This window comes from Streptomyces sp. PT12 (assembly GCF_003311645.1).
Taxonomy (GTDB): domain Bacteria; phylum Actinomycetota; class Actinomycetes; order Streptomycetales; family Streptomycetaceae; genus Streptomyces.
In genome coordinates, this window is record NZ_QEST01000237.1 from 1 (window position 1) to 268 (window position 268).

General features: G+C 55.6%; 1 protein-coding gene. It reads right to left on the reverse strand.

Annotated elements, in window-relative coordinates:
- Positions 1-66: 66 nt before the first annotated feature.
- Positions 67-268: DUF977 family protein (locus DEH69_RS26370; RefSeq protein WP_113689497.1), on the reverse strand; the 202-nt coding region annotated here is incomplete at its 5' end.

Sequence of the window (268 nt, forward strand, 5' to 3'; positions counted from 1 at the left end):
GCCAGGTTCCTTCGATAAGTGGCTATCCGATTCTATATCCATTTCTATCCGTTTTGCCGGCTTCGTTCAACTGAGTGCGTACCAAACGCCACGGCCTGCGCCATGACGTGCAAGGTGGCCAGCGGCAACGAGTTTCTGTAGGTGCGACTTGATGGTGTTGCGGCTTGCGCCAGTCAGCGTTTCCGCTTCCTGCACGGTGATTTTGCCGCGTTCTCGAACCAGGTCAACGAGTTTGTGCGAGAGTTCGGGAAGTGCTGAAAGCACGACG